This window comes from Streptomyces anthophorae (assembly GCF_049310305.1).
GTDB lineage: Bacteria > Actinomycetota > Actinomycetes > Streptomycetales > Streptomycetaceae > Streptomyces.
The window spans coordinates 4,270,141-4,293,885 of sequence record NZ_JBLWQQ010000001.1 but is presented as its reverse complement, the minus strand read 5'-3'; the positions used below and the strand labels follow the sequence as shown (position 1 = coordinate 4,293,885).

18 protein-coding genes are annotated in these 23,745 nt (G+C 71.7%); 4 read left to right on the top strand and 14 right to left on the bottom strand.

The window, feature by feature from the left end:
• Positions 1–103: 103 nt before the first annotated feature.
• The 9 genes from pstS to mshD all read right to left on the bottom strand — a co-directional run bounded on the left by pstS (position 104) and on the right by mshD (position 11,076).
• Positions 104–1,231 (bottom strand): phosphate ABC transporter substrate-binding protein PstS, encoded by a 1,128-nt coding sequence (pstS, locus tag ACNYS0_RS19305; protein ID WP_422475259.1) that lies wholly within the window; start codon positions 1,229–1,231, stop codon positions 104–106.
• Between the two features lie 229 nt (positions 1,232–1,460).
• On the bottom strand, positions 1,461–1,898 hold the full coding sequence (locus ACNYS0_RS19300) for an NUDIX hydrolase (RefSeq protein WP_422475257.1): 438 nt from the start codon (positions 1,896–1,898) through the stop codon (positions 1,461–1,463).
• The gene (locus tag ACNYS0_RS19295) at positions 1,895–2,953 is read right to left on the bottom strand and encodes a CHAD domain-containing protein (protein WP_422475256.1); all 1,059 of its coding nucleotides are present in this window, start codon (positions 2,951–2,953) and stop codon (positions 1,895–1,897) included. The genes ACNYS0_RS19300 and ACNYS0_RS19295 overlap by 4 nt, the downstream gene beginning before the upstream one ends.
• On the bottom strand, positions 2,934–5,360 hold the full coding sequence (locus ACNYS0_RS19290) for an RNA degradosome polyphosphate kinase (RefSeq protein ID WP_422475254.1): 2,427 nt from the start codon (positions 5,358–5,360) through the stop codon (positions 2,934–2,936). The genes ACNYS0_RS19295 and ACNYS0_RS19290 overlap by 20 nt, the downstream gene beginning before the upstream one ends.
• A 1,419-nt stretch (positions 5,361–6,779) precedes the next feature.
• Positions 6,780–7,727, bottom strand: a complete 948-nt coding sequence (locus ACNYS0_RS19285; protein ID WP_422475252.1) for an ABC transporter permease — start codon at positions 7,725–7,727, stop codon at positions 6,780–6,782.
• The gene (locus ACNYS0_RS19280; RefSeq protein WP_422475250.1) at positions 7,724–8,719 is read right to left on the bottom strand and encodes a hypothetical protein; all 996 of its coding nucleotides are present in this window, start codon (positions 8,717–8,719) and stop codon (positions 7,724–7,726) included. The genes ACNYS0_RS19285 and ACNYS0_RS19280 overlap by 4 nt, the downstream gene beginning before the upstream one ends.
• Entirely contained in the window at positions 8,716–9,609 is an 894-nt protein-coding gene (locus ACNYS0_RS19275) for an ABC transporter ATP-binding protein (protein WP_422475248.1), read from the bottom strand. Before ACNYS0_RS19275 ends, ACNYS0_RS19280 begins: the two co-directional genes overlap by 4 nt.
• Positions 9,606–10,016: a GntR family transcriptional regulator gene (locus ACNYS0_RS19270; protein WP_422475246.1), complete on the bottom strand. Its 411-nt coding sequence runs from the start codon at positions 10,014–10,016 to the stop codon at positions 9,606–9,608. Before ACNYS0_RS19270 ends, ACNYS0_RS19275 begins: the two co-directional genes overlap by 4 nt.
• Positions 10,017–10,149: 133 nt before the next feature.
• Complete coding sequence (mshD, locus tag ACNYS0_RS19265; RefSeq protein ID WP_422475244.1) at positions 10,150–11,076, bottom strand: mycothiol synthase; 927 nt, start codon at positions 11,074–11,076, stop codon at positions 10,150–10,152.
• A gap of 549 nt (positions 11,077–11,625) precedes the next feature.
• Between mshD and ACNYS0_RS19260 the strand changes: the two genes are divergently transcribed.
• The 3 genes from ACNYS0_RS19260 to ACNYS0_RS19250 all read left to right on the top strand — a co-directional run bounded on the left by ACNYS0_RS19260 (position 11,626) and on the right by ACNYS0_RS19250 (position 17,330).
• Positions 11,626–13,437, top strand: a complete 1,812-nt coding sequence (locus ACNYS0_RS19260) for a bifunctional metallophosphatase/5'-nucleotidase (protein WP_422475243.1) — start codon at positions 11,626–11,628, stop codon at positions 13,435–13,437.
• Between the two features lie 96 nt (positions 13,438–13,533).
• Positions 13,534–15,996 (top strand): hypothetical protein, encoded by a 2,463-nt coding sequence (locus tag ACNYS0_RS19255; protein ID WP_422475241.1) that lies wholly within the window; start codon positions 13,534–13,536, stop codon positions 15,994–15,996.
• A gap of 146 nt (positions 15,997–16,142) precedes the next feature.
• On the top strand, positions 16,143–17,330 hold the full coding sequence (locus tag ACNYS0_RS19250) for an LmeA family phospholipid-binding protein (protein WP_422475239.1): 1,188 nt from the start codon (positions 16,143–16,145) through the stop codon (positions 17,328–17,330).
• A gap of 16 nt (positions 17,331–17,346) precedes the next feature.
• Here the strand turns inward: ACNYS0_RS19250 and ACNYS0_RS19245 are convergent, their stop codons facing one another.
• From ACNYS0_RS19245 to ACNYS0_RS19225, 5 genes are all read right to left on the bottom strand, one after another.
• Positions 17,347–18,768 carry a sensor histidine kinase gene (locus tag ACNYS0_RS19245; RefSeq protein WP_422475237.1) on the bottom strand — a complete coding sequence of 474 codons (1,422 nt, stop codon included), beginning with the start codon at positions 18,766–18,768 and terminating at the stop codon, positions 17,347–17,349.
• Positions 18,765–19,493 carry a response regulator transcription factor gene (locus ACNYS0_RS19240; RefSeq protein WP_422475235.1) on the bottom strand — a complete coding sequence of 243 codons (729 nt, stop codon included), beginning with the start codon at positions 19,491–19,493 and terminating at the stop codon, positions 18,765–18,767. The genes ACNYS0_RS19245 and ACNYS0_RS19240 overlap by 4 nt, the downstream gene beginning before the upstream one ends.
• A 97-nt stretch (positions 19,494–19,590) precedes the next feature.
• Complete coding sequence (locus tag ACNYS0_RS19235; RefSeq protein WP_422475233.1) at positions 19,591–20,643, bottom strand: S1C family serine protease; 1,053 nt, start codon at positions 20,641–20,643, stop codon at positions 19,591–19,593.
• Positions 20,644–20,742: 99 nt separating this feature from the next.
• Complete coding sequence (locus ACNYS0_RS19230) at positions 20,743–21,765, bottom strand: LacI family DNA-binding transcriptional regulator (protein ID WP_422475231.1); 1,023 nt, start codon at positions 21,763–21,765, stop codon at positions 20,743–20,745.
• 53 nt (positions 21,766–21,818) lie between these two features.
• Positions 21,819–22,658 (bottom strand): response regulator transcription factor, encoded by an 840-nt coding sequence (locus tag ACNYS0_RS19225; RefSeq protein WP_422408590.1) that lies wholly within the window; start codon positions 22,656–22,658, stop codon positions 21,819–21,821.
• A 250-nt stretch (positions 22,659–22,908) separates the two neighbouring features.
• On the opposite strand from ACNYS0_RS19225, the gene ACNYS0_RS19220 reads away from it, so the two are divergent.
• Entirely contained in the window at positions 22,909–23,733 is an 825-nt protein-coding gene (locus tag ACNYS0_RS19220; RefSeq protein WP_422475229.1) for an alpha/beta hydrolase, read from the top strand.
• Positions 23,734–23,745 lie beyond the last annotated feature (12 nt).

Genomic DNA, 23,745 nt, shown 5'->3' with positions numbered 1-23,745 from the left:
CTCCGGTCTGCGAAGTCCCGGCCCGATCCGGGGGATTGCGGGACTTCTGGCGGCGGTGCACCGGACGGTGCGGGCCGCTCCGAGGAGCGGCCCGCACACTGGGTCAGCTGATGCTCGCGACGGTCTCGCGGACCTTCTTGTTGATCTCGGTGGGGATCGGGGCGTAGCCCAGGTCCGAGAGGGCCGCCTGGCCGTCCTCGGACGCGGTGTAGTTCAGGAAGGACTTGGTGGCGGCCAGGCTCTCCGCCTTGTTGCCCTTGTCGCAGACGATCTCGTACGTGACCAGGGTGATCGGGTACGCGCCCGCGGCCTGGGTCTTGTAGTTGAGGTCCAGGGCGAGGTCCTTGCCGGTGCCCACGACCTTGGCGTCGGCGATCGCCTTCGAGGCGTTCTCCGTGGTGGCCTTGACGGGCTGGTCGGCGCCGGTGTCGATGTCGACGGTCTTCACGCCGTCCTTGGCGTAGGAGAGCTCGACGTACGTGATGGCGCCGTCGGTCTGCTTCACCTGCTGGGCGAGGCCGGAGGAGCCCTGCGCGGACTGGCCGCCCTTGGCCTGCCAGGCCTTGCCGCCCTCGTACTTCCAGTCGCTCGGGGCGGCGGACTTGAGGTACTTGGTGAAGTTGTCCGTGGTGCCGGACTCGTCGGAGCGGTGGAACGCCTGGATCTTGGTGGACGGCAGCTTGGCGTCCGGGTTCAGCTTCTTGATCGCCGGGTCGTTCCACTTGGTGATCTTCGAGTCGAAGATCTGGGCCAGCGTCTTGGCGTCGAGCGTCAGGTTGTCGACGCCCTGGACGTTGAACGCGACGGCGATCGGGCCGCCGACCATCGGCAGGTCGATGCCCTGACCGCCCTTGCAGACCTTCTTCGAGGCGGCGACCTCTTCGGGCTTGAGCGCCGAGTCGGAACCGGCGAAGGCGACCTGGCCCTGGTTGAAGGCGGTCACACCGGCGCCCGAGCCGTCGGGCTTGTAGTTGAGCTGTACGTCGGAGCAGGCCTGGGAGTAGGCCTGGCGCCAGGCGTCTATGGCGTTGGCCTGGGCGGACGAGCCGATGCCGAGGAGCTGGCCCTTGGCGTCGTCGCACTTGATGTTGCCCGCCTTGGCCGGGGCGCTGCTGCCGCCCGAGCCGCCGCTGGTGTCGTCGGAGCCGCACGCCGTGAGGGCCAGGGCGCCGGAGACGGCGAGAGCGCCGAGGGAGAGGGCGCGGAGCCGGTTCTTGCGCTGAAGCTTCACTTTCGGATGTTCCTTCCAGGAGCCGCCGGCCTTCTCTGTCTCTGTGGCGGCGTGCGATGTCTGCGGGTGGTTTCAGTCGAGCGGCGGGGCGTCCCCGGGTGCCGGGGACTCACCGCGTAAGGCTGAAATTAGGCAGATCAGGTGAAGCGGCCGATGGCCGAGAGTGAACGCCGGGTGAACCTAAGCGGGCGGTGCGGTTAGGTCACGGTACGGCTACGGAACGTGATCGTCAGGTGGTGTGGAGGGCGTCGAGGAGCGCGTCGACGAGTACGCGGTCCCTGGGCTGGGTGAGGCGGGCGCGGGCCTCGGGGGGTGTGAGCCAGGCGATGCGGTCGACCTCGCGGTTCGGCGTGAAGGTGCCGGAGGTCGCCTCCGCGGCCCAGTAACTCACCTGCTTGGGGCGGCCGTTCGCGAGGTAGCGGACGGTGGGGAGCGTGGCGCCGAGTGCGCAGTCGTGGCCGGTTTCCTCGCGCACCTCGCGCAGGGCGCCGGCCGCGGCCTCCTCGCCGCGCTTGAGCTTGCCCTTCGGGTGCGACCAGTCGTCGTACTTGGGCCGGTGGACCAGGCAGATCTCAACTCCCCGGCCCTCGTGGGGAGTCGCCGGGCGGCGCCACAGGACGCAGCCTGCCGCGAGGACCGTTCCGGGGTCGTCCTGCTGCACGGTCATGGGGTGCCCACCGCCTGTCGTTGCCATGCCTGTCCGAACGCGATCCTGGCGGCCGCGACCTCGTGGCGCTGATCGGCGTGGAGCACGCCGAGGGCGTACGCGGTCGTGGGCGCGATACGCGGGGTGCGGGCCGCGTGGGCCGCCGCGGCGGCCGCCTCGGCGGCGTCCCTGTGGGCGTTCAGGGCGTCGGCCGCGTCGAGGAGTCGTACGTCCCCGGGGGAGCCCTGCACCACTTCGCGGGCGTAGCGGTGCAGGCGGAGCAGGAGGCGTACGTGGTGCCAGGAGGCGTCGGCGTCCGCGTTGTAGGGGTGGCTGGTGTCGTGGAGGGCGGTGGCGGCCTCGGTGAGGCGGGACTCGGCCTCCGCGGCGAGCTTCTCCAGCTCGGTGTCGGCGGTCGTGAGGGGGACGTCGCTGGCGAGCACGGCGACGTTGTCCGCGACCGCGTGGAAGCGGGCGGAGCCGAGGGCCTGGAGGGCGGTGCTGTGGGCCCTCGTCCGGGCGAGGGTGAGCTGGCGCTCCAGCAGGGCGGATGCCTTGGCGGCCCCGAGGGCGAGGGTCTCCCGCTCCGGGGCGGGAGCAGGGGCCGGGGCCGACGTGTCGGCGCGCGGCGCCGGGGGCCGCCTTGCCCACCCTCGCGGCGGGTGGGCATTCTCAAGCCCCTGCGGCGATTGAGCAGCGGGGTCCGGGGCGGAGCCCCGTGGCGTGGGAGCGGGAGGCATCGACAAGGTGTGCAGGGCGGAAGTCAACCGGTCCAGGCGGGACGCGTACGCGTGTTCGCGGGCCAACGTCCCCGACAACCACGCCAGTTCGGGCCGAAGCGCATCCGACCACTCCGTGTCGAGCAGCGGCCGGAAGGTGTGCAACGTGCCGCTGATCCGGCGCGCGGCCCGCCGCAGCGCACGGGCGGCCTCCGCCGTGTCGCCCGCCGCCCCGCTCTCGCGGTGCTGCCGCAGCGAGCGCAGGAACTCGGTGGCCCGGGACCGCAGATAGCACCCCAGGACATCGACGTCGTTCCTGTTCAGCGGCTCGCTGGACTCAAGGTGTCGCTGTGCCACGCCGGCGCCTCCGGGCGTCTATGAGCATCTCCTGTACGTTGCGCAGGGGGCGCCCGGCCGGATCCTGCGAGTCGATCGCGTGCCGGGTCCAGTTGCCGTCCGCGCCCAGGTGCCAAGAGGCGGTGGCGTCGGACATCCCCGTTTCGAGCAGTCGGTTGAGCGCCGCGCGATGGGCCGGGTCCTCCACGCGGACCAGGGCCTCGATGCGGCGGTCGAGATTGCGGTGCATCATGTCGGCGCTGCCGATCCAGACCTCCGGCTCGCCCGCGTTGCCGAAGGCGAAGACGCGGGAGTGCTCCAGGAAGCGGCCGAGGACCGAGCGGACCCGGATGTTCTCGGACAGGCCCGCGACTCCGGGGCGCACGGCACAGATGCCGCGCACCCAGATGTCGACGGGGACGCCCGCCTGCGAGGCCCGGTAGAGCGCGTCGATGACCGCCTCGTCGACCATCGAGTTGACCTTGATGCGGACGTACGCGGGGCGGCCCGCACGGTGGTGCTGGACCTCCTTCTCGATCCGCGTGATCAGGCCCGTACGAAGGGACTTGGGGGCGACGAGGAGGCGGCGGTAGGTCTCGCGCCGCGAGTAGCCGGACAGCCGGTTGAAGAGGTCGGAGAGGTCGGCCCCGACTTCCTGATTGGCCGTCAGCAGCCCCAGGTCCTCGTACAGACGGGCCGTCTTGGGGTGGTAGTTGCCCGTGCCGACATGGCTGTACCTGACCAGCTGGTCGCCCTCCTGGCGGACGACGAGCGACAGCTTGCAGTGCGTCTTCAGGCCGACGAGGCCGTAGACGACATGGCAGCCGGACTCCTCCAGCTTGCGGGCCCACTTGATGTTGGCCTGCTCGTCGAAGCGGGCCTTGATCTCGACCAGGACCAGCACCTGCTTGCCGGCCTCGGCTGCCTCTATCAGCGCGTCCACGATCGGTGAGTCGCCCGAGGTCCGGTACAGCGTCTGCTTGATGGCGAGCACGTCCGGGTCCGCCGCGGCCTGTTCGAGGAAGGCCTGCACGGAGGTGGAGAACGAGTCGTACGGGTGGTGGAGCAGCACGTCGTGGCTGCGCAGCGCGGCGAAGATGTCGGGGGCCGAGGAGGATTCCACCTCGGCGAGGTCGCGGTGGGTGCCGGCCACGAACTTGGGGTACTTCAGCTCGGGGCGGTCGATGCCGGCGATGGAGAAGAGGCCGGTGAGGTCCAGGGGGCCGGGCAGCGGGTAGACCTCGGCCTCACTGATCTTCAGCTCCTTCACGAGGAGGCTGAGTATCTCCGAGTCGATGGTCTCCTCGACCTCGAGGCGCACCGGCGGCCCGAAGCGGCGCCGCATCAGCTCCTTCTCCAGGGCCTGGAGCAGGTTCTCGGCGTCGTCCTCCTCCACCTCGAGGTCCTCGTTCCGGGTCAGCCGGAACATGTGGTGCTCCTCGACCTTCATGCCGGGGAACAGCTCGCCCAGGTGCCGGGGCGCGGCGATGACGTCCTCGATGGGGACGTAGCGCTGGGGCGAGGCCTCCAGGAAGCGGGACAGGAGCGGCGGAACCTTTACCCGGGCGAAGTGGCGGTGGCCGGAGACCGGGTTCGAGACGACGACCGCGAGGTTGAGGGAGAGCCCCGAGATGTACGGGAAGGGGTGCGCGGGGTCGACGGCGAGCGGGGTGAGCACCGGGAAGATCTGCTGCATGAACAGGGTGTAGAGCCGGGCCTGCTCCTTCTCCGTGAGCTCGTTCCAGCGCACGACGTGGATGCCCTCGTCGGCGAGCGCCGGGGCCACCTCGTCCTGGTAGCAGGCGGCGTGTCGGGCCATGAGCTCGCGGGACCGGTTCCAGATCAGTTCGAGCACTTCACGGGGCTGGAGGCCGGAGGCCGAACGGGTGGCGACGCCGGTCGCGATGCGGCGCTTCAGGCCCGCCACCCGGACCATGAAGAACTCGTCCAGGTTCGAGGCGAAGATCGCCAGGAAGTTCGCGCGCTCCAGGAGGGGCGTGGTGGGGTCCTCGGCGAGCTCCAGGACCCGCTCGTTGAACGCGAGCCAGCTGCGTTCGCGGTCCAGGAAGCGGCCCTGCGGGAGCTCAGCGCCCTCCTGGTTCGCGTAGTCCTCCTCGTAGTCGTCCGGATCCGCGTCGATGTCGGCGACGATCCCGGCGAGCTTGGCGGCCGTCCGGTCGTAATCGCCGCCGGCCACGGGGTGCGGCCGGTGCGCGGCGAGTGAGCCCACGGACGGCTGGGGCTGCGCGGCCGAGGGGGCCGGAGCAGTGTCGGTCGTCTGGTCCTGTGCGGCGTTCGGCTGACTCATGGCCCCATTCTTCCGCGTGGACGCCGTCCGGGGCGCGCCGACGGCGTCGGCGGGCGCGGGTGCGAGCGTGAGGCTGCCGCGACGGGCGGGCTCGGCGGGTTCGGGGGCGGGGGGCTGCATTCCGTGAGCGTCGCAAGTCCGTCTGAATCGACGGTTACGGCGACATGACGTACGGGCTATGGCCGTGCGGCCCGCCGGGGGTTCGGCGGGTGGGCGGGGTCGATGTCGTTGCCCTGGGGGCGGCGCCGGGGGGTTCGACCGGGGGCGGGGTTGGCGCCCGTGGCCGTGGTTGCGGCGGTCCGGGGGCGGCGTGGGGGTGTGCGGAGGGTGGCGGGGGCGGCGGGTGTGGGCGGGGGCGTGGTGCCGGGCGTCATTGTCGCGCGGGGCCGGGGTGGGCGTGTGCCGGGGTGGGGGTCCTGGTGGTGGGTACGTGGGCCGGCTGGGCCGGGGCCCGGTCGTTGGTGCGTGGGCCTGCTGCGGCGGGGCCCGGTCATCTCCCACCCGCCCGCCCCCTCCGGGGGCTTCGGCCCGTCCGGGGTGGGGGCCGGGGCCCGGACGCCGGGGGCCCGGACGCCGGTGCGCGGCGCCGTCCCCTCGCCGGTTGCGCGGGTGCCGGGTCATCTCCCTCCCGCCCGCCCCCTCCGGGGGCTTCGGCCCGTCCGGGGCCGGTGCCCGGGGCCGTGTCGGGGTGGCCAGGCGTCTGCGGCCGGCGCCCATGGTGGGGCGGCGCACGCACCCGCGTCCTGGCGGGGAGGAAGTCGACCCGGATCGAGCCCGTCCGGCGATTGAGGACGAGCCCGGAGGGCGAACGGGGGCGCGGCCCCGTGGCTCCGCCATCGTGCGGGGATGCACGGTCCCGGGCCGAAGGTGACGGTGGCCGGGCCTGGGCGCAGATCCCCGAAACGGCCTGGCTGTCCCCGGTGGCCCGGTGGCCCGGTGGCCCGGTGGTGCGGTGGCCCGGTGGTGCGGTGGCCCGGTGGTGCGGCGGTGCGGTGGCCCGGTGGTGCGGCGGTGCGCGGCAGCCGGGACGCGAGGGCTCTGCCCCAGTCCGCAGCGGGGCCGGGGCGGCGATTGGTGCGTGGCCCCAGGTGCGGCCACGGTGCGGGCCGCAAGCCCGTTCCCGGGGGCGCATCGGGCCAGAGCCCCCGGAGGGGGCGGGCGGGTGGGAGATGAGCGGGCTTCGGGGCCGGGGCCCCGCGGCCGCAGCGGCCGATGCCGCCCCGGCAGACGCCCTACCGGGCACCCGCCCTGGCTCACCCGGGCCCTACCGAGCATCCGCCAGACGCCCACCGGGCATCCGCCCTGGCTCACCCAGACGCCCACCGGGCACCCGCCCTGGCTCACCCAGACGCCCACCGGGCACCCGCCCTGGCTCACCCGGGCCCCACCGGGCATCCGCCCTGGCCCACCCGGGCCCAACCGGCCACCGGGTCCCGGCCCACCCGGCCCCCACCGCCCACCGGGCCCCGCCCCACCCGCCGGTGGGCCAAGCCGGGCCGGCGGCCCGGACCACCCCACCCGCCTCCCGAAGGGAAACCGTTACCGTGCCCTGCGCCTCAGCAGGAAGAAGGCCGTTGCCGTCGCCGCGCCGGTGAGGGCGAGGATCAGGCAGGTTTCCATGAGCTGGAGGGGCCAGAAGTGGGACGGCGGGTGGCCCTCGCGGTAGAAGCCCGTGACGTCGTGCGCCGTGAGGCACGCGCGGTCGTCCACGCACAGGGGGTCGGAGATACGGGCCCCGGAGGCGGTCACCGCGCCTTCGGAGACCAGGGACCCGGCGAAGTACTGGTAGCCCTCGTTCACGTCCCCGGTCACCGTCACCGTGGGCCACAGCCGGTCGCGGACCGCGTCGAGCGCGCCGATCACCGCGGCCGTGGCGATCAGCGAGTACGTCGCCGCGGGCAGCGTACGGCGCGTCAGGAGCGCCACCATCGCGCCGATGGCCAGGCCGAGCAGCGGCAGCGTCACGGCCGTGGGGCCGAGGGCGTTGTAGAGCTGCGTCGACCCGTACCAGCGGTGGTCCGAGAGCCCCGGGGCCGCGGAGGCGACGAGGCGGCGCAGCAGCATCAGGATCGTGGTGCCGACGACGAGGAAGGCCGCGGGCAGCGCCAGCTTCGCGGCCAGCCAGCGCACCGGGGTCACGGACTGCGTCCACGCCAACTCCGCGGTCCCCCTGCTCAGTTCGCGTCCGATGAGCAGGCCGCCCGCGAACACGGAGACCGCCACGGGCACCACCGTGATCAGGTTGTCGGTGAGGGTGAGGAGGTATTGGTACGCGTCCGCGGTCGCGCCCTTCGCGGTGCAGCCGTTCGCGGTGGCCGGGTTGCAGTGTCCCGTGATGTCGAGCCCGGCCGTGCCGGGGCCCCACAGCCACAGGAGCAGCGCCGCCGTCACCGCGACGTAGGCGATCCACAGCCGGCCGGCGATGCGGTGCAGCCGCAGCACCGTCCAGGACAGGCCCGAGGGGAAGGTGGTGGTGGCGGCGCTCATGCGGTGGCCTCCTTCGCGAGCGGAGCGTTCGGCGGCTCCGGCCGGAACCGGCGCAGCACGAGGAACGCGGCGACGACGGCCAGCGCGGTGAGCCCCAGCAGGACGCCGGTCTCGGCGAGCTGGCGCGGCCAGAAGTCGGGGGACGGGAGGTAGTGGCGGGTGAAGCCGGTGATGTCGTGCTTGTCGAGGCAGTGCTGGGTCATGCAGCCGGGGTCGCGGATCTCCGCCCCCGTCGACGTGATCGCCTTGCTGTGCACGGGGATCTCCGGCTGCTGGTAACGGCCCTGGAGCGGCCAGGAGTTGGAGCGGAAGGCGCCCACCAGGTACGTCACGATCCCGGCGACGAACACCGCCGGCAGCGTGCGGCGCAGCACCAGCGCGGCCAGTACCCCGATGGCCAGGCCGAACAGGGCGTTCGCCACCGTCGCGGGGCCGATGGAGAAGTTGAAGTCGCGCGGGCCGATGCCGGCGACCAGCAGATGGTTCCGGCCGTCCCACACCAGGCGGTAGAGGATGACGACGAGCGTCGTGCCGACGGTGACGAGCAGCGCGGGCACGGCCAGCTTGGCGGCCAGCCAGCGGGCGGGGGAGACGGACTGGGTCCACGCCAACTGGGCGGTGCCCTGCTCCAGTTCACGGGCGATCAGCGGTCCCGCCGCGAAGACGGCGATGGCGCACGCCGCGATCCGGGCCAGCGACAGGGGGTCGTAGAAGAGGGTGTCGAAGCTGGTGCCGATGAAGGGGAGGAAGGCGGAGAGCCCCTCCCACGCGTTGTCCTGCGCTCCGCTGTAGCCGAACTTGTCGAACGCCGCCTGGACGTCCGAGGAGCCGGGGCCCCACAGCCACAGCAGCAGGCCGAGGCTGACGGCCACGTAGCCGACCCAGACCCACAGCGCGCCGCGGTGCAGTCGCAGGACCGTCCACACCAGGCCGTCGGCCCCGGGCTTCGTGCGGCGCACGGCGTCGGACTTGTCGAGCGTCGGGGTGCTCATGCGGTGACCTCCGTACGACGGGGGGCCGTGGTGCCCGGCGTGAGCAGGGGCGGTGCTTCGGGGGAGCGGAGGTGGGCCAGGAGCAGCTCCTCCAGGGAGGGCTCCTGGACCTGCCAGCCCTCGCCGACCGGGCCGTCCCTGCGGATCAGGGCGGTGACGCCGCGGCCGGAGGGGCGGGACTCGACCACCGTGTGCGGGGCGAGGTCGCCGCGGCCCGTGACCAGGCTGTGGGCGCCGATCAGGTCGTCGATGCCGCCGCCGAGCCGGATCCGGCCGCCGCCGAGCAGCAGCAGGTGGTCGCAGGCGTCGGCCAGTTCGGTCACGATGTGCGAGGACATCAGGACGGTCGTGCCGTGCTCGGCCGCGTCCGCCATCAGGGTGCCCATCATCTCGTGCCGCGCCAGCGGGTCGAGGTCGGCCATCGGCTCGTCGAGCAGCATCAGCTCGGGGCGCTTGCCGAGGGCGAGGGCGAGCGCGACGCGGGTGCGCTGGCCGCCGGAGAGCGAGCGGACCTTCGCCTTCGGGTCGAGCTCGCCCTGCTCGACGATCTTCGACGCGTACGCGGCGTCCCAGCGCTCGGGGTTGAGCGCGGCGCCCACCCGCAGGGTGTCCGCGACGGACAGCTGGGGGTACAGGGGCTTGCTCTGGGCGAGGTGGGAGACCTTCGCGCGGTGCGTGCCGGGGGCGGCGCCGAGCACGGAGATGCTGCCCGAGGTGGGACGCGACAGGCCGGCCGCGATGGTCAGCAGTGTCGACTTGCCCGCTCCGTTGGGCCCGACGAGCGCGCTGATCCGGCCAGCGGGCAGCCGGAACGAACAGTCGTCCAGGGCCGCCGCAGCGCGCCGTCCGTAGCGCTTGACGAGGCCGTTCGCCTCGATGGCCGTGGTCATGAAGTCCCCTTGGGTCTGGTGCCGAAGTGCGCCTCCAGGGCGCTGCCGAACAGGGCCTCGACGTCCTCGCGGTCGAGGCCCGCCTCCTTCGCCCGGCCGGTCCACTCGTCGAGTTCGGCTCGCAGTCGTGAGTCGGCGGTGCCGGAGCCGAGCGTCGCGCGGACGAACGTGCCGAGCCCGCGGCGGGCCTCGACGAGTCCGGAGCGCTCCAGCTCCCGGTATGCCTTCAGCACGGTGTTCGGATTGATCGCCGTCGCCTCGACGACCTCGCGCGCCGTGGGCAGCTTGTCCCCGGGCTCGAGCAGGCCGAGCCGCAGTGCGTGCTCGGTCTGGTGGACGATCTGGAGGTAGGTGGCGACACCGGTGTGGCGGTCGATGCGGAATTCGATGACCGGTTCCTGTGCCACGGTGTACCCCCTTTCACTAATCAAGTAGTGAAAGGGTGATGCAAGAGAGGGGGCGGCGTCAAGCGACGCCGCCCCCTCGTCTCCGTACCGACCCGTAAAACCCCAGGTCAGAGGTGTTTTGAAGTCGAGAAACTCAGGACTCGGTCCGGTACATCAGGTCCGTCTCGTACGTAGTGAAACCCAGTCGCTCGTACACGCTCACCGCCGCCTTGTTGTCGGCGTCGACGTAGAGCATCGCGGTCGGGAGGCCGGCCGCCGCCAGGTGGCGCAGGCCCGTCGCCGTCAGCGCCTTGCCGAGGCCGCCGCCCTGGCCCGCGGGCGCCACCCCGACGACGTACACCTCGCCGAGCCGCTCCTGCGCGTGCACCTTCGTCCAGTGGAAGCCGACCAGCTCGTCGCCCCGGAAGGCCAGGAAGAAGCCCGCCGGGTCGAACCACGGCTCGGCCTTGCGGTCGTCCAGGTCGCGCTGGGTCAGGGAGCCCTGCTCGGGGTGGTGGGCGAACGCCGCCGCGTTCACCGCGAGCCACGCCGCGTCGTCCTGGCCGGGCACGAACGTACGGATCCGGACGCCCGCGGGCAGCACCGGCTCCGCGAGGTCGAGGTTCTCCAACGGGCGCCGCATCTGGCGGAGTTCACGGAACAGGGTCAGTCCGAGCACCTGCGCGAGGTGCCGTGCGGCGCTGTGTCCGCCGTGTGCCCACACCCGCAGCCGCTTCCCGGAGGCGGCGAGCAGCGCGCTGCCCAGGGCCCGTCCGTGGCCGTGGCCGCGGTGTGCCGGGTGTACGACCAGTTCGGCGGCCGGGGCCTCGACGGGGTCGGTGTCCTCCAGTTGTGCGTAACCGGCCAGTTCGTCGCCGACGCTGAGCAGCAGGTGCCGTACGCCCTCCCGCTCGCCTCCCCGCAGTTGCAGCCGGCCCTGCTCGGAGACGGCCTGCTGGCCGTCGGTGCGGGCGGCCTCGGTGAGCAGGTCGAGCACGGTGGTGGCCTGGGCGGCGGACAGGGTGGTGACGGTGTCGATCCGGCGGGGATCGTGGGTGGTGGGGGCGGGGTCCGTGGTCATGGATACGAGGGTACGGCGGGGCTCCGCCCGGGGCGGGTGCCTGTTGCGCGGTACCGGCGTCGACGCCTCGGGGCTCTGCCCCGGGCCCCGCTGCTCAATCGCCGCAGGGGCTTGAAATGCGGGTATCCGTGCTCGTGTCGCGGGTGCTTGTTGTGCGGTGCCGGGGTCGACGCCTCGGGGCTCTGCCCCGGGCCCCGCTGCTCAATCGCCGCAGGGGCTTGAAATGCGGATATCCGTGCTCGTGTCGCGGGTGCCTGTTGCGCGGTACCGGGGTCGACGCCTCGGGGCTCTGCCCCGGGCCCCGCTGCTCAATCGCCGCAGGGGCTTGAAATGCGGATATCCGTGCTTGCGCCCGCAGGGGCTTGGAGTGCCGCAAGGGGTTGAAGGGTGGGTGGTCGTGATCGCGTCGTGTGGGGTGGTTACCAGGGATTAACCCGCAACCCCCTGTCACGCTACGCGCGTTGACCATATGCTGCCCGGCATTCGCAGTGACCGGCGTCCGTCGCAGGGACTGGCGTCGCGTCGCACGGCATCCCCAGGGGGAACCACATGCATCCAACGACCAGGAGACCGGGGCGCCGTCTGCGCGCGGCCCTCGCGGGCGCCGCCACCCTCGTCACCGCCGGGGCGCTCATGGCCGCGCTGCCCGCCGGGGCGGCGTCGCAGGAGGACACGGCGAGCGGCGGGCGCTACCAGGACGTGCAGCTGCTGTCGTTCAATGACTTTCACGGGAACCTGGAGCCGCCGGCCGGGTCCTCCGGGCAGGTCACCGAGGACCAGGCCGACGGCACCACGAAGAAGATCGACGCGGGCGGGGTCGAGTACCTGGCGAACTCCCTGCGCACGGCCCGCAAGGGGCACCCGTACAGCGTCACCGCCGCCGCGGGCGACCTGATCGGCGCGAGCCCGCTGCTGTCGGGACTGTTCCACGACGAGCCGACCGTCGAGGCCATGAACAAGCTGGACCTGGACGTGACCTCGGTCGGGAATCATGAATTCGACGAGGGTTCCGGGGAGTTGGCGCGGTTGCAGAACGGGGGCTGCCATCCCAAGGACGGGTGTTACGAGGACGGGCGCACCTTCGAAGGCGCCGACTACCCGTACCTCGCCGCGAACGTCACCGACGAGAAGACCGGGAAGCCGGTCCTCGCGCCCTACTGGGTGTGGAAGCACAAGGGCGTGAAGGTCGGCTTCATCGGCGTCACCCTCGAAGGCACCCCGGACATCGTGTCGGCGGACGGCGTCAAGGGGCTGAAGTTCCACGACGAGATCGAGACCGTCGACAAGTACGCGAAGATCCTCGACAAGCAGGGCGTGAAGTCCATCGTCGCGCTGATCCACGAGGGCGGCGTCCCGGCCTCGGGCTCGTACAACTACGACTGCGACTCGCCGAGTGGCGGCAGCGGCGTCTCCGGGCCGATCGTCGACATCGCCAAGGGCATCACGCCGAAGGTCGACGCCCTGGTCACCGGGCACACCCACAACGCGTACGCGTGCACGATCCCGGACCCCTCGGGCAAGCCGAGGATGGTCACCTCCGCGTCCTCGTACGGGAAGCTCTACACGGACACGACGCTGACGTACGACCGTGCCACCAAGGACATCGTGCGCACGGCGGTGAAGTCGCCGACCTCCGCCAACCACGTCGTCACGCGCACGCAGCCGAAGGCCGCCGACATGACCGCGCTGATCGGGCGGTGGAACAAGCTGGCCGCGCCGATCTCCAGCCGGGCCGTCGGTTACATCTCGGCCGATCTGCCCGGCCGGGGCGCCACCTCGCCGGAGTCCCCGCTCGGCGACCTGATCGCGGACGCGCAGCTTGCGCACGCCAAGTCCCTTGATCCGAAGGCGAGTCTGGCGCTGATGAACCCGGGCGGCGTCCGTTCCGACCTGGTGTTCAAGGCGAGTGGCAGCGAGGGCGACGGGGTGGTGACGTACGGGGAGGCGTTCGCCGTGCAGCCGTTCAGCAACACCGTCAATCTGGCCGACCTGACCGGCGAGCAGCTCGTCACCGCGCTCAAGCAGCAGGTCAGTGGCCCGAACGCGGCCTCGCCGAAGATCCTTCAGCCCTCGGCGGGACTCACGTACACGCTCGACATGACCAAGTCGGGCGCCGACCGCGTCGTCACCGACTCGATCAGGCTGAACGGGGCGGCCATCGACCCGGCGGCCACCTACCGCGTCGCGATGAACTCCTTCCTCGCGGGCGGCGGCGACGGCTTCGCGGCGCTCGGTTCGGGCAAGAACCCGCTGGTCGGAAGCGATGACCTCAAGGCGCTCAACGACTATCTGACGGCCAACTCCTCGGCCTCGAACCCGATCGCACCGCCGAAGGCGGACCGGATCACGATCGTGAAGTGACCCCTGGGGCGACACGCTCGACGCGCAAATAAAAGGGGCAAAAGGTTCTAATCGTATAAATTCTCCCCGAGAATGTGCCGTCCCGGGGAGCCCTGTATGAGATTCCAAGGCCATCGCGGTTGCCGACTGCCCTGGCGGGGCTCCGCTGTGCGGGCCCTGCTGGGCGCGCTCGCGCTGGCGCTCATGGGCTCCACGGCGGCCGCCGGTGCCCCGGCCGACGTCCCCGCGCCCGCCGCGGGGACGTCCGTCGTCACCGTGAAGACCGGCGGAGACCGCGACGGCGACGCCACCGTGGCCCCGCTCGCCGGGGTCCGGCTCGCCCTCTACGCGAGCGAGAGCGCGACCACTCCGGTCTCCGGGGCCTGGGCGCAGTGCACCTCCGACGGAGACGGCGACTGCAACTTCGTCGTGCCGGACACCGCGAGCGGCGGCGCGAACGAGGGCAAGCGGTTCTGGGTGCGGCAGGTCGAGGACGGCGTACCGCCGGGCTGGTACACGAACCCCACGCTGCGCACGGGCAACGGCAGCGGCTCCGACTCCGTGGAATCGACGTACCAGTTCCGGACCCCCGCCCTCGCGGACGGCCGGACGTACTCCTCCACGAGCGACTTCATGGCGAGCACGGACTACTCGACGAGCCCGTACGTCGCGTCCGGGGGCGTGTGGCAGCAGTCCCGTACGAACCCGGAGATGCCCGAGTCGTGCGGCCTCGACATCGCTGTGGTCCTTGACCTGTCCGCCTCCGTGGGCAGTGCGCTGCCGCAGCTCAAGTCCGCCACCGACAAGCTGACCGACACGCTCACCGGTACGCCGTCGCGGCTCTCGCTCTTCTCCTTCGACCGCAACTCGCCGAGCACCGGCACCAGCAACCACCCGGCTCTCATGCCGGTGTCCACGCAGGCCGGGGCCGACTCCTTCAAGAACCTCTACAAGGACTGGGGCCTCGGCTCCGGAACCAACTGGGACCAGGGCCTCAACGCGGTCGCCCAGGCGGCCCCGAAGTACGACATGGTCGTCGTGCTCACCGACGGCAACCCGACCCGCTTCAGCAAGCCCTACAAGGGCGACGGTTCGCACACCCACTTCGCCGACGTCGAGGGCGGCATCTTCGCCGCGAACGCCGTCAAGGCGCAGGGCTCGCGCGTCGTCGCCGTCGGTGTCGGCAAGGGCGTCGAGGGCGTCTCCGGGCGCAACCTGCGGGCGATCTCCGGCCAGGAGGCGTTCACCGGCTCGAACCCCACGACCGCCGACTACTACCAGACCGACGACTTCGCGGCGGCCGGCGAGGCGCTGCACAACATGGCCCTGACGCACTGCGACGGCACCCTGTCGGTGATCAAGCAGATCGTGCCGCCGGGCAATACGGGCGAGGACGTGTCCGGCGCCGAACCTGCGGGCCCCGGCTGGCAGTTCGACGCCTCGTCGACGACCCCGGGGATGGGCAACCTGCCGGACACCCAGCTCACGGAGGACGACGGCACGGGCGGAGTCGTCTTCCACCCGACGTATCCGAGCGGCACCACCGACGCGGACATCGACGTCGCCGAGACCCAGCAGCCGAACCACACGCTCGTCACCCAGGGCGGGCAGAACGCGGTGTGCACCAATCTCGACGACGGCCGGAAGGTGGACGTCGTGAACACGGGGACGGCGGCGGCGCCCGCGTTCACCGTGAACGTGCCGAGCCTCGCCGCCGTCAGCTGTGTCGTCTACAACCGTCCCGATCAGGCGGCGGACGTGACCGTCGACAAACGGTGGGTGATCGACGGCAAGGAGTACGGGCACGCCGACAGACCCGACGGCTTCGACGCCGCGCTGAACCTCACGGGCCCGTCCGGCGCGGGCGCGAGCCCGCAGGACTGGGGCGCCGCGCGCGAGGGCTACCACGTCGGGGACACCGCCACCTTCGACGAGACCCCCGAGCTGCCGGACTCCTGCCGGCTCCAGGAGAGCCACGTCGTCGAGGCCAACGGGGCCGCCGTCGACGAGGCCGTGCCCTACGACGGGGAACTCACGCGGGAGCACAACGCGTTCACCGTGGAGAACAAGGTCGTCTGCGAGTCCCGGCTGACCCTGGTCAAGAAGGTGGTGAACAGCCACGGCGGCACCGCGGCCCCCGGCGACTGGACGCTCGGGGCGAACGGGCCGAGCGAGCTGTCCGGCACCTCGGGCGCGGACGAGGTGACGGACGCGCGGGTCGAGTCGGGCACCTACACGCTCTCCGAGTCCGGCGGCCCCGAGGACTACGACGCCGGGGACTGGGCCTGCGAGGGGCCCGAGGGTGCGCTGCCGGTGTCCGACGAGAAGGTGACGGTCGGCGCGGGGTCCTCGGTGACCTGCACGATCACCAATACCGACCGGGCGGGCACGACGCCGACCCCCACGCCGACGGCACCGCCCACCGGGCACCCGACACCGGCTCCGGAACCGACACATCCGCCGGGCGGCGGTGGCGAGTTGGCCGACACCGGCGGGACGGGCCCGCTGTGGGCGGCCCTGGCGGCCGCGCTGCTGGTGGCGGCGGGTACGGCCCTGGCGGCCAGGCGGCTGCGCCGCTGACGGCGGACCGGAACGCGATCGTCAAACTGCCGAAACGGAGCGTGCGTTGGGGTGGCCTACGGTGGCCCTGCGGGTGAACAGTGGGCCACCCCACACCTGTGAAGGTTATTTGTGCAATCCGTGGGGGTGTGTGATGAAATCGGCCGATGCGTACCCCCCACCGCATGGACGACGAGCCCATATCCAACGACCGTACGGCGTTTGACGATTGGTTTGATGACGGCGCGGAGGATTTGGTTCCACCGGACGACGATCAGTGGTCCCCACCGGACCACCGGCGCGCCGGACGGCGCAGGCGCCGGAGCCGCCTCGCCGGGCTCTCCCTCGCGCTGAAGGGCCTGATCGCCGTCGTGGTCCTGTGCGGTTTCCTGGCCATGGCCGACCGCTGGGCGGTGCTCTACGCGGAGAACAAGGCCGCGGAACAGATCAAGAAGCAGATGAAGCTGACCGCCGCGCCCGAGGTGGAGATCGGCGGCTTCCCGTTCCTCACCCAGCTCGCCGACCGCCGCATCGGCGAGATGAAGGTGACGGTCCCCGACGTCGCCGCCGACCGCGTCACCCTCGCCAAGGTCTCCGCGACCGCGCACAACGTACGCATCAAGGGCTCTGGCCTCACCGACATCAGCGGCGCCTACGCCGACCAGATGAACGGCCAGGTGCTGCTCAGCTTCGCCGACATGAACCGTGAGCTGGGCGCGTCCCAGGTCACGTTCAGCGGACACGGCAAGAACAAGGTGCTCGCGCGCGGCACCCTGCCCGTCGCCGGGCACGACGTGAAGGTGCGGGCGGACGCGAACATCCAGCGGCTCGGCGCGTCCGGGATCTCCACCGACATCGACAACATGAGCCTCGCCATCGGCGACCTCGCCACCTACCGCCCCGGCACCCGCGCCTCCGAGGGCCTGCACCTCACGCGCCAGTCCGTGGACAAGCTCACCCAGCAGGTCGACAAGGCGCGCCGGCTGCTCTCCGTGCCCGCCGTGGTGAAGCGGCTCGGGGTGCCGGACAGCGCGGTGCAGCAGGCGCTGAACAGCGACGCGAAGCTGCGCGAGCTGACCGGGACGCCGCGCTTCGTGAAGCAGCTGATGGGCACGAACCTGATCGACATCGCGCTCGCCCACCCCGAGATCCTGAAGAGGATCGGTCTCGACCCCGCGCTGCTCGACGGCCTCACCCGCCTCACCCGGCCCGAGCTCGCCGACCGGCTCTCCCTCGCCTTCCGGGTGCCGCAGCTGCCCGGAGACTCCGGGTACGTACGGCTCCAGGACGTGACCGTGGAGAAGGAGGGCATCCGGGTCGACCTGTCGGGCGGCGGGCTCTCGGTCGGCAAGTGAGCCGGGCCGGCGCCCGTTACGGGATCTCCGGCGGCGGGGTCGGCGCGCCCGGCAGCGACAGCGTCGCCAGAGTGCCGCCGCCGTCCGCGGCCGACAGGCCCACGTGCCCGCCGCTGGCCTCGACCGTGCGCGCCACGATCGACAGGCCGAGGCCGGAGCCCGGCAGGGCGCGCGCGGTCGGCGAGCGCCAGAACCGGTCGAAGACGTAAGGGAGTTCATCGTCCGGGATGCCGGGGCCGTGGTCCCGCACGGTGAGCGTGCCGCGCATCAGCCGGACCTCGACGCGGCCCTTCTCCGGGCTGAACTTCACGGCGTTGTCCAGCAGGTTCACGACCGCCCGCTCAAGGGCCGCCGGTTCCGCCCGTACGTACCAGGGGGCCAGCTCCGCGTCGAAGGTCAGCTCGGGGCCGCGGAGCCGGGCGCGCTCGATGGCGCTGCGCACGGTGTCGTGCAGCGAGACCACCTTCAACGGCCCTTCGGCCCCGGTCAGTCCCGTACGCGACAGTTCCTGAAGGTCGCCGATGAGCGCGGCCAGCTCCGTCATCTGCGCCTTCACCGAGGCCATCAGCGCCTTGCGGTCCTCCGCGGGGATGGAGCGGCCGGTCTCCTCGATCCGGGTGAGCAGCTCGATGTTGGTACGCATCGAGGTCAGCGGCGTCCGCAGCTCATGACCCGCGTCGGCGATGAGCTGCTGCTGGAGTTCGCGGGACGAGGCGAGGGACGCGGTCATCGAGTTGAACGACTCCGACAGGCGCGCGATCTCGTCGTCGCCCTCGACCGGGATCCGTACGGTGAGGTCCTCGGTCCTGGCCACGTGCTCGACGGTCTCGGTGAGCTGGTCGACGGGGCGCAGGCCGGTCCGGGCGATCCACAGCCCCGCGGCCGTCGAGCCGACGACGCCGACGCCGCCGACGAGGAGGAGGAGCCAGGCCAGCGTGGTCAGCGGCTTGGTGATCTCGTCGAGGGGCGTGGCGACGGAGGCGGCGACGCCGGGGAGGCGGGTGTCGTCCTGGACGATCGGGACGGTGAGGACCCGCATGGCCTGGCCCTTGACGTCGTCCGTGGTGTGCACCGAACTGTCCGAGGTGCCCGCCGCGACCCTCCGGTCGGAGGGCTGAACGGGGATCCGGGGGTCGCCCTGCGAGGTGCAGGCCTTGCCGTCGGACTGGATGATCTGGATCGTCGGGCCCGGGAAGTTGTGCTGGGCCGAGGAGTCGCCGGACTGGCAGCCCGCGAGGACGTAGTCCATCTGTTCGCGCTTGATGGAGTGGGCCTGCTGCACCAGGTCGTTGTCCAGCTGCGCGTACAGCTGCTTCATCGTGACGAACCAGCAGGTCACCGCCACCGCGGCGACCGCGGCCGCCACCGCGACGGCCACCAGGAGCGCGATCCGCGACCTCAACGGCAGCGTCCGCAGCCGGCGTACGAGCTTGCTCACTCGGCCGCTCCGCCGGACCGCAGCACATAGCCCACGCCCCGCACCGTGTGCACGAGGCGCGGTTCGCCGCCCGCCTCGGTCTTGCGCCGCAGGTACATCACGTAGACGTCCAGGGAGTTGGACGACGGCTCGAAGTCGAAGCCCCAGACGGCCTTGAGGATCTGCTCGCGGGTGAGGACCTGGCGGGGGTGCGCGAGGAACATCTCCAGGAGCGTGTACTCGGTGCGGGTCAGCTCGACCGGACGGCCGCCGCGGGTGACCTCGCGGGTCGTGAGGTCCATGCGCAGGTCGGCGAAGGAGAGGGCGTCGGAGTCGGCGGCGTCGTCGCCGGCGGCCGCGTACGAGCTGCGGCGCAGCAGGGCCCGTACGCGGGCGAACAGTTCGTCGAGCTCGAACGGCTTGACCAGGTAGTCGTCCGCGCCCGCGTCGAGGCCGGTGACGCGGTCGCCGACGGTGTCGCGGGCGGTGAGCATGAGGATCGGCGTGGTGGAGCCGGTGGCGCGCATCCGTCGGGCCGCGGTCAGGCCGTCCATGCGGGGCATCTGGATGTCGAGGACGACCAGGTCGGGGCGGTACGAGGCGACCTTCTCCAGGGCGTCGGCGCCGTCGACCGCGACCTCGGTGGCGTAGCCCTCGAAGGCGAGGGAACGCTGGAGTGCCTCCAGTACCGCGGGCTCGTCGTCGACGATGAGAATGCGCTGCGGTTCGCCTTCGGCGGGGCTCATGGTCCGGGGCTTCCTGTCGGTCGATTACGGGTGGTCGGTCGGCGCCTCTCAGCGTCGCACGCCCACCCGGTGTGTGCGTTCCAGGTCGGGGCCGGCGTCAGCTGTTGGTGCGGCCGGAGCGCAAGGTGTCCAGGTCGGCCTTCACCGTGTTGATCGGGATGGCGAAGCCGAGACCCACGCTGCCGTTGCTGGACGACGAGGTGGAGGAGTCGGAAGCGGACGAGTACATCGCCGAGTTGATGCCGATGATGTTGCCGTTCATGTCGATGAGCGCGCCGCCGGAGTTGCCGGGGTTGAGGGACGCGTCGGTCTGGATCGCCTTGTACGTCGTCTTGGACGAGCCGGTGTTGCCGTTGAACTCCTGGCCGCCGAACTCGAACGGCCACTCGCCGCTGCCGCCGCTGCCCTGCTGTTGCTGCTGGCCCTCGTCGGTGGAGACGGTGACATCGCGCTGGAGCGCGGAGACGATGCCGCTGGTCACCGTGCCGGTCAGGCCCTCGGGCGAGCCGATCGCGACGACGTCGTCGCCGACCTTGACGCCCTCGGAGTCGCCGAGCGTCGCGGCCTTGAGGCCGGAGGCGTTCTTCAGCTTGATGAGCGCGAGGTCCTTCTTCGCGTCGGTGCCGACGACGTCCGCCGTGTACGTCTTGCCGTCGCTCGTCGAGACCTTGACGGAGGAGGCGCCGGACACGACGTGGTTGTTGGTGACGATCTCGCCGTCACTCGTGATGATCACGCCGGAGCCGGTCGAGGAACCGGAGCCGAGCGTCGCGTTGATCTCGACTATCGAGGGGCTGACGGCCTCGGCGACCCCGGACACGGTGCCCTTCTTGCTGCTCGGCACCACCGTGGTGCTGGTCGAGGACGAGGCCGTGGCGGAGCCGGTGAGCTCCTGGATGCCGTACGCCGTGCCGCCACCGACGACTGCCGCCGCGATCGCCACCGCCGTGATCAGCCCGGCGGGGCCCCGCAGCCGCTTCTTCCGCGGGCTGCCGTGCTGCGGCTGCTCGTGCTGGAACTGCTCCTGCTGCGGGTGCTCGTACCGCGGTTGCTCGTGCGTCTGCTCGGAGAGCACCACGCCCGGCAGGTACGGGGGCTGCGGAGGGTAGGCCTGGGGGTCGTCGCCGCTTCGGCGGTAGGTGTCGGTCATGGCACCCAGCCTGTGGCGCGTTCATGAGAGCAGGCTGAGGGTGTCCTGAGAGTCCCGGCAGAACCCTGTTTGCCCGAAGTAAAGACGGCCCGGCGGAGCCTACTCGCAGCCGCAGGACTGCCGGACGACCAGCCGCGAGGGGAACAGCTTCAGCCGCTCGCGCCGCGACCCGGCCACCCGCAGCGAGTCGTCGAGGACGAGGTCCACGGCGGCCCGCGCCATCGCGGGACGGTCCGAGGCGACGGTCGTCAGCGGCGGATCGGTGAGCCCCGCCTCCTTCACGTCGTCGAACCCGGCCACCGCCAGCTCGCCCGGCACGTCGATGCGCAGCTCGCGCGCGGCCCGCAGCACACCGATGGCCTGGTCGTCCGTGGAGCAGAAGATCGCGGGCGGCCGGTCGGGCCCGGCCAGCAGGCCGAGCGCCACCTGGTACGCGTCGTACCGGTTGTACGGGGCCTCGAAGAGCCGGCCCTCGATGGGCCGCCCCGCCTCCTTCATGGCGCGGCGCCAGCCCTCGACGTGGTCGGAGACCGGGTCACCGACGGACGGGGTGTCCGCGGTGCCGCCCAGACAGGCGACGTACTCGTGCCCGTGCTCCAGGAGGTGCCGGGTGGCGAGCTGGGCGCCGCCCACGTCGTCGGTCACGACCGCGACGTCGTCGATCGCCTCGGGCCGCTCGTGCAGCAGGACGACGCGGGCGTCCCAGGCCTCGATCTCGTTCGCCGCCAGGTCGTTGAAACCGTGGCTGACGAGGATCAGGCCCGAGACCCGCATGCCGAGGAAGGCGCGGACGTAGTGGACCTCACGGTCGGGCACGTAGTCCGAATTGCCGACCAGGACCATTTTCCCGCGCTCGGACGCCGCCTGTTCGACGGCGTGCGTCATCTCCGCGAAGAACGGCTGGCGCGCGTCCGGCACGATCATGCCTATAAGGTCGGTCCGCCGCGAGGCCATGGCCTGGGCGACCCGGTCGGGCCGGTACCCCAGCTCCTTGATCGCGGCGAGTACCCGCTCGCGCGTGGCCGGGGCGACCGGCCGGGGTCCGTTGTTGATCACGTAGGACACGACGGCGGTCGAGGTACCCGCCAGTCGCGCCACATCGTCCCGAGTCACCTTGGCCACGCGCGGAGTCTACGCGGATGGACCACCCTCTGGGCAGGGCGTGAGCCGCACGGCTACCGGCGTACGGGAGCCGGCCGGCCCACTCCTTCCACGGCGGACGGGAGCTTGTCCGTGTTTCCCGCGTTATCCGCCTTGTTCGCGCCCGCGGCCCGCTGCTCGGCCTCCTGTTCCGCCTGCTTCTCGGCCCGCGCCTCGGCGTTCTTCTCCGCCTTCTTCTCCGGCTTCTCCGGGGTGACGAAGCGGTAGCCCACGTTGCGCACGGTGCCGATCAACGACTCGTGCTCGGGCCCGAGCTTCGCGCGCAGACGCCGTACGTGCACGTCCACGGTCCGGGTGCCGCCGAAGTAGTCGTAGCCCCAGACCTCCTGGAGCAGCTGGGCGCGCGTGAACACACGGCCCGGGTGCTGCGCCAGGTACTTCAGGAGCTCGAACTCCTTGAAGGTCAGGTCGAGGACCCGGCCCTTGAGCTTCGCGCTGTACGTCGCCTCGTCCACCGACAGATCGCCGTTGCGGATCTCCATCGGGGAGTCGTCGGTGACGATCTGCTGCCGGCCCATGGCGAGCCGGAGCCGGGCCTCGACCTCGGCGGGGCCCGCGGTGTCCAGGAGCACGTCGTCGATGCCCCAGTCGGCGGTGACGGCCGCGAGGCCGCCCTCCGTCACGACGAGCACCAGCGGACAGCCGGGCCCCGTCGAGCGGAGCAGCTGACAGAGGCTGCGGACCTGCGGAAGGTCACGGCGCCCGTCGATGAGGATGACATCGGCGCCGGGGGTGTCGACGAGTGCGGGTCCCTCCGCGGGAGCCACTCGCACGTTGTGCAGGAGCAGGCCGAGAGCGGGAAGCACCTCCGTCGACGGCTGGAGGGCATTGGTGAGGAGCAGAAGAGAGCTCATCGGTCCCCACCTGCCCTGGGGGTCGTCATACGTTCGTGCACGGTTCGCTCGCCCATAACGTCTGGTTCCTCCTCGGTCCCTGCGAGGACGTTTGCGGCACTGCTTCGTACGTTGGCCGGAACCCCGCGCCCCGGGGTCCTGACCTGGTGTTCTGTGCGTGTTTTCGGGGCGTCGTATACAACGCTCCAGAAAGCACAAAAGGACCCGGGGGCTGCATTGCCCGAGTCCTCTTCCCAGCACAATAGCCCACATGAGTCGGGGTCCGGCAGGTGACGAGCGTGGATCTTCTGTGTGGCCGATCACCGAACGGAGACGGCGCGTGATGCTCCGGACACGTGACGGGGTCGCCGTCGAGGCGGCCTACGAGCCCGGTCCTGGCGGCCCGGACACTCCGGCGATCGTGCTGGCGCACGGCTTCACCGGCGATCTGGAGCGGCCCCACGTGCGGCGCGCCGCGGCGGTGTTCGCGCAGCGTGCGGCCGTGGTCACGTTCTCGTTCCGGGGGCACGGGCGCTCCGGCGGGCGGTCCACGGTGGGCGACAAGGAAGTGCTCGATCTCGCGGCGGCCGTCGCATGGGCGCGTTCGCTCGGGCACGCGCGGGTGGTGACGGTCGGCTTCTCCATGGGTGGATCCGTGGTGCTGCGGCAGGCCGCGCTGCACAGGGGGCGCACGGAAGCGCACGTTGACGGGGTCGTCGCGGTGAGCGCCCCCGCCCGGTGGTTCTACCGCGGCACGGCCCCCATGCGGCGGGTGCACTGGGCGGTGACCCGGCCCGCAGGGCGCCTCGTCAGCCGCTTCGGGCTGCGCACGCGGATCCACCCGTACGACTGGGACCCGGTCCCGCTCTCCCCGGTCGAGTCGGTCCCGCTGCTCGCGCCGACCCCGCTGCTCGTGGTGCACGGCGACCGCGACCCGTACTTTCCCGTCGACCATCCCCGGATGCTGGTGGCGGCCTCCGACGGGGCGGCGGAGCTGTGGCTCGAGCCGGGCATGGGCCACGCCGAGAACGCGGCGAGCGACGAGCTGATCGAGCGGATCGGGGCGTGGGTCGCGCGCACGCTTGGCGCACAATAGGACGCCGCACCG

Coding starts and splice junctions, on each gene's coding strand:
- ACNYS0_RS19300 (WP_422475257.1), bottom strand. CDS start 1,898: ATGACCGTGCAGCAGGACGACCCCGGAACGGTCCTCGCGGCAGGCTGC.
- ACNYS0_RS19290 (WP_422475254.1), bottom strand. CDS start 5,360: ATGCAGCCCCCCGCCCCCGAACCCGCCGAGCCCGCCCGTCGCGGCAGC.
- ACNYS0_RS19285 (WP_422475252.1), bottom strand. CDS start 7,727: ATGAGCGCCGCCACCACCACCTTCCCCTCGGGCCTGTCCTGGACGGTG.
- ACNYS0_RS19280 (WP_422475250.1), bottom strand. CDS start 8,719: ATGAGCACCCCGACGCTCGACAAGTCCGACGCCGTGCGCCGCACGAAG.
- ACNYS0_RS19275 (WP_422475248.1), bottom strand. CDS start 9,609: ATGACCACGGCCATCGAGGCGAACGGCCTCGTCAAGCGCTACGGACGG.
- mshD (WP_422475244.1), bottom strand. CDS start 11,076: ATGACCACGGACCCCGCCCCCACCACCCACGATCCCCGCCGGATCGAC.
- ACNYS0_RS19260 (WP_422475243.1), top strand. CDS start 11,626: ATGCATCCAACGACCAGGAGACCGGGGCGCCGTCTGCGCGCGGCCCTC.
- ACNYS0_RS19255 (WP_422475241.1), top strand. CDS start 13,534: ATGAGATTCCAAGGCCATCGCGGTTGCCGACTGCCCTGGCGGGGCTCC.
- ACNYS0_RS19250 (WP_422475239.1), top strand. CDS start 16,143: ATGCGTACCCCCCACCGCATGGACGACGAGCCCATATCCAACGACCGT.
- ACNYS0_RS19240 (WP_422475235.1), bottom strand. CDS start 19,493: ATGAGCCCCGCCGAAGGCGAACCGCAGCGCATTCTCATCGTCGACGAC.
- ACNYS0_RS19235 (WP_422475233.1), bottom strand. CDS start 20,643: ATGACCGACACCTACCGCCGAAGCGGCGACGACCCCCAGGCCTACCCT.
- ACNYS0_RS19225 (WP_422408590.1), bottom strand. CDS start 22,658: ATGAGCTCTCTTCTGCTCCTCACCAATGCCCTCCAGCCGTCGACGGAG.
- ACNYS0_RS19220 (WP_422475229.1), top strand. CDS start 22,909: ATGAGTCGGGGTCCGGCAGGTGACGAGCGTGGATCTTCTGTGTGGCCG.